Annotated in this window: 1 protein-coding gene; it reads right to left on the bottom strand. The window is 36.9% G+C overall.

Translation table 11 applies throughout. From position 1 onward, the window contains the following. On the bottom strand, nt 1-769 hold a 769-nt coding region (locus tag AVBRAN9331_RS09750), incomplete at both ends, for a hypothetical protein (protein WP_336612930.1).

The raw sequence follows: 769 nt of genomic DNA, 5'->3' as shown, positions 1-769 counted from the left end.
CATTGATTGGATATTGCCATCTTTATCTACATAATCTCTAGTAGCTTCTACAACTATGTCTTTACCATTAGTTGATGAAAAACTTAATCTTCCGAAGTTAGTTTTATTATCGTTAGTTAAGCCTATCATATCTTTAAGACCAGCTCTATCGCTTTCGTTTAAGCCTTCTTTAGTTCCTTTTAAAAATTGTATCATAGCATGAGCTACTATTGCATCTTCAGCGGCATTTTTATCCATTGTTAAACCCTTACCACCATCTACTAATTTTTGAAGAGCTTTCATAGCGTCATCTATTTTTGAATTAGCTTCGTCTATAGTCATGGTTTGATTATTATTTCTAATAGCTAATAGTGCAGCAGCTGCAGCTTGATTTTCTGGAGTATTTTGTGTAGCATTATTAGCTAAAGCATGCAATGCTCCTTGAGCTTCTGCTTTTAAAGTATTTAGATTTACTTTACCATCAGCAGTAATAGCTTCAGCAGCTGCTTTGCCTTGTCTATATCCATCAGCTGCAATTCTTGCGTCTTGTTCGTAGTGAGCTGCTTGAACTTCTTCAAATGTATTTTTACTATTTAAAATAGAATCCGCAGCACCGGTAATAGCATTTCCTGCTTGTCCTGCTTGTGTTGCACCACCACCTGCCCAAGTTGCAGCTAAGCTTAAATCTCTAGCTACTTGACCACCATCACCAGCAACCCCTTGTGCTGCATTCACATACAATACATGCTTGTCTGGGTTATTTATACCTTGATTAGCCGCAATATCTAAA

Origin of the sequence: Campylobacter sp. RM9331, from assembly GCF_020137685.1 — a bacterium.
In the GTDB taxonomy this organism is placed as follows: Bacteria; Campylobacterota; Campylobacteria; order Campylobacterales; family Campylobacteraceae; genus Campylobacter_E.
This window is presented reverse-complemented; position numbering and strand designations above follow the sequence as displayed.